Source organism: Streptomyces sp. RP5T (assembly GCF_003933965.1).
Classification (GTDB): Bacteria; Actinomycetota; Actinomycetes; order Streptomycetales; family Streptomycetaceae; genus Streptomyces.
The window spans coordinates 1-7,295 of record NZ_RSAJ01000432.1 but is presented as its reverse complement, the minus strand read 5'-3'; the positions used below and the strand labels follow the sequence as shown (position 1 = coordinate 7,295).

6 protein-coding genes and 1 pseudogene are annotated in these 7,295 nt (G+C 72.8%); 3 read left to right on the top strand and 4 right to left on the bottom strand.

The window, feature by feature from the left end:
• Positions 1-855, top strand: a pseudogene (locus tag EHS43_RS32445) (hypothetical protein); the annotation flags it as partial.
• On the opposite strand, the gene EHS43_RS32440 reads toward EHS43_RS32445, so the two are convergent.
• Positions 836-1,351, bottom strand: coding sequence for a YceI family protein (locus tag EHS43_RS32440; protein WP_125194250.1), 516 nt, complete (start codon positions 1,349-1,351; stop codon positions 836-838). The pseudogene EHS43_RS32445 and the gene EHS43_RS32440 sit on opposite strands and share 20 nt — an antisense overlap.
• Positions 1,352-1,442: 91 nt before the next feature.
• Between EHS43_RS32440 and EHS43_RS32435 the strand changes: the two genes are divergently transcribed.
• Both EHS43_RS32435 and EHS43_RS32430 read left to right on the top strand, forming a co-directional pair.
• Positions 1,443-1,922, top strand: coding sequence for a MarR family winged helix-turn-helix transcriptional regulator (locus tag EHS43_RS32435; RefSeq protein WP_125194249.1), 480 nt, complete (start codon positions 1,443-1,445; stop codon positions 1,920-1,922).
• A 59-nt stretch (positions 1,923-1,981) separates the two neighbouring features.
• Positions 1,982-5,107, top strand: coding sequence for an FAD-binding and (Fe-S)-binding domain-containing protein (locus EHS43_RS32430; protein WP_125194248.1), 3,126 nt, complete (start codon positions 1,982-1,984; stop codon positions 5,105-5,107).
• A gap of 12 nt (positions 5,108-5,119) precedes the next feature.
• Here the strand turns inward: EHS43_RS32430 and EHS43_RS32425 are convergent, their stop codons facing one another.
• From EHS43_RS32425 to EHS43_RS32415, 3 genes are all read right to left on the bottom strand, one after another.
• Positions 5,120-5,704: a sigma-70 family RNA polymerase sigma factor gene (locus tag EHS43_RS32425; protein WP_125194247.1), complete on the bottom strand. Its 585-nt coding sequence runs from the start codon at positions 5,702-5,704 to the stop codon at positions 5,120-5,122.
• A gap of 153 nt (positions 5,705-5,857) precedes the next feature.
• Complete coding sequence (locus EHS43_RS32420; RefSeq protein WP_125194246.1) at positions 5,858-6,499, bottom strand: hypothetical protein; 642 nt, start codon at positions 6,497-6,499, stop codon at positions 5,858-5,860.
• A 66-nt stretch (positions 6,500-6,565) separates the two neighbouring features.
• Positions 6,566-7,264, bottom strand: coding sequence for a YcnI family protein (locus tag EHS43_RS32415; protein WP_125194245.1), 699 nt, complete (start codon positions 7,262-7,264; stop codon positions 6,566-6,568).
• Positions 7,265-7,295: the final 31 nt, after the last annotated feature.

Here is a 7,295-nt window from a genome sequence, read left to right as displayed (position 1 = left end):
GAACTCGGGGCGCGCGGGGCGGGCCTGGTGGTGCTGCGGCTCGCCGGGGTCGCCGCCGGCGTGTGGCTGCTGATCAACGCGTACTTCGTGGTGAGCCAGCCGGCCGCGTGGCTGAAGGGGATCGCGCTGCCGCTGATCCAGGGCGCGGTGCTGCACGGCCAGGGCCTGATGGGCGTGTCGCTGTACCTCACGGACGGCAGCGACCGGCTCGACTGGTACGGGTACGCGAGCCTGCTGCTGCTCGCCGGGATGCTGGCGCTGTTCGTGCTCTTCGTGCGCCGCCTCGGTCCGGCGGCGACCGTGCTGCCGTGGCTGGCCTTCTGGCTGGCGACCCGTTCGCAGGACGGCTACTACCTGATGATGACCCCGTTGTGGGTGGCCGCGGCGGTCACCGCGCCCGCGTCCGAGTTCGCGGGGGCGTGGCAGCCGTTCCCGGCCCGGCTCGCCGGTCCGCGCCGGCGTCCGGTGCGGGTCGCCGCGGCGGTCCTGCTGCTGGCGCCGGCTCTGGCGAGCGCGGCCCTGGCGGCCACCGGCTCGCCGCCCCTGCGTCTGGAGGTCACCTCCGCGCGGCACGGCGTGCGCACGTTGTCCCGGCTGACCCTCAGGGTCACCAACACCGACGCCGACGCCCTCACTCCGCATTTCACCCTGACCCGGGGCCAGGGCATGTACCCGTACTTCTCGGTGCTGCGGGGGCCGGACACGCTGCCCGCCCATGCGACGGCGACCTATGAACTGCGGCCGCCCGGGGGGACGTACGCCCTCCCGAAGCCGGGTGAGCGCATCCGGCTCCGGGTGTTCACGTCCTCGCCGCAGACCCTGTCGAGCACCTACGTCACGCTGCCGACCGCTTGAAGCGGAGCGAGGCGGTGACGGTGGTCAGGCCGCGGATCATGCCGAGCTGGTTCCAGCCCAGGCCGAAGGGCTCGCGGTCCACGGAGAACTCGGCGTGCAGCGTGAGCGCGTCGGCGCTCGCGTCGACGAGCCGGGCGGTGAAGGACTGGGGGCGACTGACGCCGCGGGCGGTGAGCTGACCGATCACGTGCACCTGGTCGCCGTCGCGCAGTTCGGCGCTGCGTACCGCGAAGGTGATCTCGGGGTGGTTGTCGACGTCGAAGAAGTCGGATCCGCGCAGGTGCTCGTCCCGCTTGGCGTTCTTGGTGTCGAGGGAGGCGGCGTCGAGGGTCACGGTGCCGACGGCGGATCCGTCGGCCCGCACCTCGCCCCGACCGTCCACTGTGGTGAAGGTGCCCTTCACCGTGACCAGGCCCCACATCGTCCTGTGCTTGAGCGCGACGGTGGTGGCGGTCCGGTCGAGCTGCCAGGTTCCGGTTTCCACGGCGACGGTCATGATCCCTCACTCCTGCAGGCTGTGTAGTCCAAATTTGGATGACAGCACGCTAGCTCATACTCCAAATTTGAACAACAGCTACACTCGAAGCATGGCCGATCCGTCCGAATGTCCCGCCTCGTCCGGTGGGCTCCTGCCTCCCGAGCTGCACGCATGGATGCTGATGCTGGCCGCGACGGGAGCCGTCGAGCAGGAGCTGCGCTCCGTCGTCAAGGACCGCCTCGACGTCTCGCACGACGAGTTCCTCGTCCTGTGCTTGCTCGCCGCGGACCCCGGCCAGGCCCTGCGCATGACCCGGATCGCCGAACTCCTGGGCCGTCCGAAGACCCGCCTCACCTACCAGATCGCCTGCCTCCAGCACACCGGCCTGGTCACCCGCAGGTCGGTCTGCGGCGACAAGCGGGGCATCGAGGTCGCCCTCACCGAGAAGGCCCGGGGGCTGCTGAAGGAGGCCTCCGGACCCCTCGCCGAGACGGTCAAGGAGGCGCTCGGGCGCTTCATGGGGCCCGCCCAGCGCCAGGCACTCTGCGCGCTGATGCCCGACTTCGCCGAGGAGCCGGTCCCGGAGTAGTCACCGGTGCGGTTGCGGGTACCCGGCCGGTGCCCGCGCCGACACCGAGGGAGGGCTTCATGACGACCTCCGACCTGCCCGTTCCTGTCGTACGACGGTCCGAGGCGCCCCCGCCGGACACGGCGGCCCTGGAACGCGCGCTGCGCGAGCGCGTCGACGGCGAGGTCCGCTTCGACGCCGGCAGCCGGGCCGCCTACTCGACCGACGCCTCGAACTTCCGCCAGACCCCGATCGGGGTGGTCGTGCCCCGCACGCCCGAGGCCGCCGTCGAGGCGCTGGCCGTGGCCCGCGAGCACGACGCGCCCGTGCTCTCCCGGGGCGGCGGGACCAGTCTCGCCGGGCAGTGCACCAACACCGCCGTGGTGATCGACTGGTCGAAGTACTGCGCACGGCTGGAGTCCGTGGACCCCGACGCCCGCACCTGTGTCGTCCAGCCGGGCATCGTGCTCGACGACCTCAACCGGCAACTCGCCCCGACCGGACTGCGGTTCGGCCCCGAGCCCGCCACCCACGCCAACTGCACCATCGGCGGCATGATCGGCAACAACTCCTGCGGGGCCACCGCCCAGGCCTACGGCAAGGTCGTCGACAACATCGCCCGCCTGGAAGTGCAGTTGTACGACGGCACCCGGTTCTGGTGCGGGCCGACCAGCGACGAGGAGTACGCCGAGATCGAGCGGCAGGGGGACCTGCGGGCCTCCGTCTACCGGCAGTTGCGCGCCCTGCGCGACACCTGCGCCGAGGAGATCCGTGCCCGCTTCCCCGACATCCCGCGCCGGGTCTCGGGCTACAACCTCGACTCCCTGCTCCCGGAGCACGGTTTCGACGTCGCCGGACTGCTGGTCGGCAGCGAGTCGACGCTGGTCACGGTGGTGCGCGCGGAACTGCGACTGGTGCCGGTCGTCGAGCACCGCACCCTGGTCGTCCTCGGCTTCCCCGACATCGAGACGGCCGCCGACGCCGTCCCGGCGATCCTCCCCCACGAGCCGATCGCGCTGGAGGGCCTGGACGCACGGCTGATCCGGGACGAGCGCATCAAGCGCCTCAACCCGAAGGCCCGCGCCGAACTCCCCGACGGAAACGCCTTCTTGATGGTGCAGTTCGGCGGGAGGAGTCCGCAGGAGGCCGACGAGCACGCCCACCGCATGCTCGACGGCCTGCACGAGTCCGAGCACGACCCCACGGTCGCCTTTCTCGACGACCCGGCCCACGAACAGCAGTTGTGGCAGGTCCGCGAGGCCGGCCTCGGCGCCACCGCGCACATCCCCGGCCGGCCCGACACCTTCGAGGGCTGGGAGGACTCCGCGGTCCCGCCCGAACGACTCGGCGACTACCTGCGCCGACTGCGGCACCTGTACGACGAGTTCGGCTACCTCAGCGACACCGGGCCCAGCCTCTACGGCCACTTCGGGCACGGCTGTGTGCACACCCGGATCCCCTTCGACCTGTACACCGCCGACGGGGTCGCCGCCTACCGGCGCTTCATGGAGCGCGCGGCCGACCTGGTCGTGGAGTTCGGCGGTTCGCTCTCCGGCGAGCACGGCGACGGGCAGAGCCGCGGCGAGCTGCTGCCCCGCATGTTCGGGGAGCGGCTCGTCACCGCCTTCGGCCAGGTGAAGACCGTCTTCGACCCGCTGAACCGGATGAACCCCGGGAAGGTCGTGGCGCCGTACGGGCTCGACGAGAACCTTCGCCTGGGCGGCGACTGGGCGCCGTACGACCCGCGCGACCTGCACTTCCGCTTCCCCGACGACGGCGGGTCCTTCGCCCAGGCCGCGGGCCGCTGTGTGGGCGTGGGGAAATGCCGTCGGCACACCACCGAGGGCGGCGCGGTGATGTGCCCGTCCTTCCAGGTCACGCACGAGGAGGAGCACTCCACGCGCGGGCGGGCCCGGCTGCTGTTCGAGATGCTCGACGGACACGGGGAGAGCGCGATCCGGGACGGCTGGCGCTCCGAGGCCGTACGGGACGCGCTCGATCTGTGTCTGTCCTGCAAGGGCTGCAAGAAGGACTGTCCGGCGGACGTCGACATGGCCACGTACAAGGCGGAGTTCCTCTCCCACCACTACGAGGGCCGCTGGTGGCGCAGGCCCCGCGCCCACCTCTCCATGGGCTGGCTGCCCGCCCTGGCGCAGCTGGTCGGACGCACCCGGCTCGGGCCCCTCGTCAACGCGTTGACCCACACCCCGCCGCTGTCCAGGGCTGCCGTGGCGCTCGCGGGTGTCGAGAACCGCGAGGTACCGCTGTTCGCCGGGGAGACGCTCCAGCAGTGGTTCGCCCGGCACGAGCCGTACGGCGACGGGGCCCGCGGCACCGTGCTGCTGTGGCCGGACACCTTCACCAACCACTTCCACCCGCACGTCGGACAGGCGGCCGTGACCCTCATGGAGCACGCGGGCTGGCGGGTCGTCCTGCCCGAGGAGCCGCTGTGCTGCGGCCTGACCTGGATCTCGACGGGACAACTCGCGACCGCAGAGAAGGTGTTGGGCCGTACCGTGCGCAGGCTCGCCGAGCATGTCCGGTCGGGCGGTCTGGTGGTCGGCCTGGAGCCCAGCTGCACCGCCGTCTTCCGCTCGGACGCGCCGGAGATGTTCCCCACCGACCAGGACGTGCGGCGGCTGCGCGACCGGACGGTCACGCTCGCCGAACTGCTCACCGAGCACTCCCCCGGCTACGAGCCCCCGCAGGTCCCGGAACGCTCCGCGAAGGCCCTCGCCCAGGTGCACTGCCACCAGCACGCGGTCCTTGACTGGCAGGCCGACCGTGAGCTCCTGCACCGCGCCGGGGTCGACGCCGAACAACTCGACTCCGGCTGCTGCGGCCTCGCCGGCAACTTCGGCTTCGAACCCGGCCACCTGGAGGTCAGCGAGGCGTGCGCAGAACGCGTCCTGCTCCCCCGACTGCGCGCGGAGCCCCCGGAGACCGTGGTCCTGGCCGACGGCTTCAGCTGCCGCACCCAGATCCACCAGTTCGACAGCGGCGGCCACGAGGGGGTCCACCTCGCGGAACTGCTGGCCGGCGCGATCCCGGGGGCGCCGGGCAGCGCGTACGGCGTGGCCCCGGGGGCGAGGCCCGCGCCCCCGGGTCGCAGGACGCGGGCGCTGACCTTGGCCGGAGCGGGCTTGGCGGGCCTGGCGGGCCTGGCGGCGGGCACGGCAGCCAGGTCGCTGCGCGGCAAACGGTGAGCGGTCCTCTGCTCACCTCACCAGCTCCGTCAGCTCCCGCCTGGCCCGCGCCACGCGAGACCGCACCGTGCCCACCGGGCACCCGCTCACCCCGGCCGCCTCCTCGTACGACAATCCCAGCAGCTGCGTGAGCACGAACGCCTCCCGGCGCTCGTCGGACAGCACCCCCAACAGGTCGAGCAGCACTATCCCGTCGTCGAAGCCGGGCACGCCCCGCGGCTGGGCCCGCTCGGCCACGGCCTCCCAGTCCGCGCCGTCGTACCGGCGGGGCCGGGCCGCCGCGTGCCGGTGGCCGTCGATCACCGCACGGCGGGCGATGGACAGCAGCCAGGACCGCGCCGAGGACCGCCCCTCGAACCGGTGCAGACTGCCGAGCGCCCGCAGGAACGTGTCCTGGGCCAGGTCGTCCACGGCCTGGGGGTCGGCGCAGAGGTGGGAGACGAAACGCAGGACGTCACGGTGCAGGGCACGGACGAACTGCTCGACGGCGTCCGCGTCACCGGAGCGGGCGGCGAGCGCCCAGGCGGTCGCGGTGGCGTCGGCGGACTCGCGTCGAGCGCGGAGGTCGGCCGGGGCGGGCAGGGTGGAAGTGATCACCAGGTGTCCTTCTCGGGTCAGCCGTGATCCGGACCGCGCCGTCGCACACGGGTGCGCGGCGGTCCGGTGAGGGGAACGGCCGTACGGCGTCCACGGAGGGAGTACGGCCACGGCCCGAGGCGCACGAGGGCGGCCTCGGGTCACCAGCTGTCGTCAGACGACAGCGGTCCCCGCGGGCGGACCCCGATGGGTGATCGCGTGGCTGAGAAGGACGAGTCGCGGCGCCCGCTGCGAGCGGGGCCGCCGCGCGGGTCGCGGGCGCTCCGGGACGACGGGCGAGGCGAGCAGGAGCAGCCGCAGCGGGGCCGCCAGCCATCCGGCCGCGGCCCGCAGGACCCGGAACACGGCCCGCTCCCCGTACGCCAGCCAGAGCCCGGTGAGGAGCGCGGCGAGCAGATGGGCGGCGTACATCCCGAACGGCACGAGGAACGAGAGGGCGTCCACCCCCGACGAGGTCCCCATGGGGGCCGCGTCGAGGGAGTCCATGCCGCTCATGTGCATGGACTCCATGTGCGTGCCGCCCATGTCAGGTGCCGCCACTGTGGGTTGCGCGAGGGAGAACGCCGAGTGGAGGGCCGTCTGGGCCGCGACCACGACGGCCACGATCAGCGGCAGCCCGCGTTCCCTGCCGGCCAGACACCAGCCGGCGCCCCCGGTCGCGACCAGGCCCGCGGCCAGTGTCCGGCCCGGCACTTGGGCGCCGGACATGAGGACGTGGCCCAGGGCGGCGAGCAGCACACAGACGGCCGCGAACACCGCGGCCCGTACTGTGCGCGCACACCACCCGGCTGTCATGGCGCCTCATCCTTCCATCAGGTCACCGCTCCCGACCCGTGGGTACGAAAACGCACCGGCTCCCGCTCAGTGCGGACGACGACTCCGTACGACCACGAAGGCACCGGCCGCCAGCCCCAGCGCGCCGACGACCAGCCCGGCGACGCCGAGACCGCGGGCGGTGGAGTCGCTCGCAAGGGTCTTGGACGTGGTCGCGGCGGGCTTCGCGGCGGACGTTCCGGCGGCCGGGGTCAGCGTCAGGACGGGCGCCGGGTTCTCCGGCTCCTCGTCGCCCGGGGCGGCCTCCTCGATCCAGCGGACGAGCTTCCCGTCGGAGTAGGTCTGGAGGGTCTTGAAGGCCAGCCGGGCCGTGTCGTCGGGCAGTTGGCCGAAGGCGACGTCGAAGTCCTCGTACCGGCCGGGGCCGATCCTCCCGCCGGTCCAGGTGATCTCGGAGACGGCGTCGGTGATCGTGCCGTCGTCCGTCCTGACCGGCTTCTTGAGCCTGGTGTCGGTGACCTCGGCGGTCCAGCCGTCGTGCGGGGAGACGAGCACGCCGAGCAGCGGGTGGTCGGTGGGCAGGAACAGCTGGACCTTCGTGGTGCTCTCGGTGTCGCTCTCGTCGGGCACACGGAAGGTCAGGGCGCCGTCGGTGGCCCCCCGGGCGTAGCTGTCGGGGTGCACGGTGACGTGCGCGGAGGCGACGCCCGCGGCGGTGAGGACGGCACAGGCGGCGAGTGCGGTGCCGAGGCCGGCCCGGCGCAGGGCGGTACGTGCTGAGGACATGGGTGAGGGATCTCCGTACTGAGGGGAAGGC

Coding starts and splice junctions, on each gene's coding strand:
- EHS43_RS32430 (WP_125194248.1), top strand. CDS start 1,982: ATGACGACCTCCGACCTGCCCGTTCCTGTCGTACGACGGTCCGAGGCG.
- EHS43_RS32435 (WP_125194249.1), top strand. CDS start 1,443: ATGGCCGATCCGTCCGAATGTCCCGCCTCGTCCGGTGGGCTCCTGCCT.
- EHS43_RS32440 (WP_125194250.1), bottom strand. CDS start 1,351: ATGACCGTCGCCGTGGAAACCGGAACCTGGCAGCTCGACCGGACCGCC.
- EHS43_RS32415 (WP_125194245.1), bottom strand. CDS start 7,264: ATGTCCTCAGCACGTACCGCCCTGCGCCGGGCCGGCCTCGGCACCGCA.
- EHS43_RS32420 (WP_125194246.1), bottom strand. CDS start 6,499: ATGACAGCCGGGTGGTGTGCGCGCACAGTACGGGCCGCGGTGTTCGCG.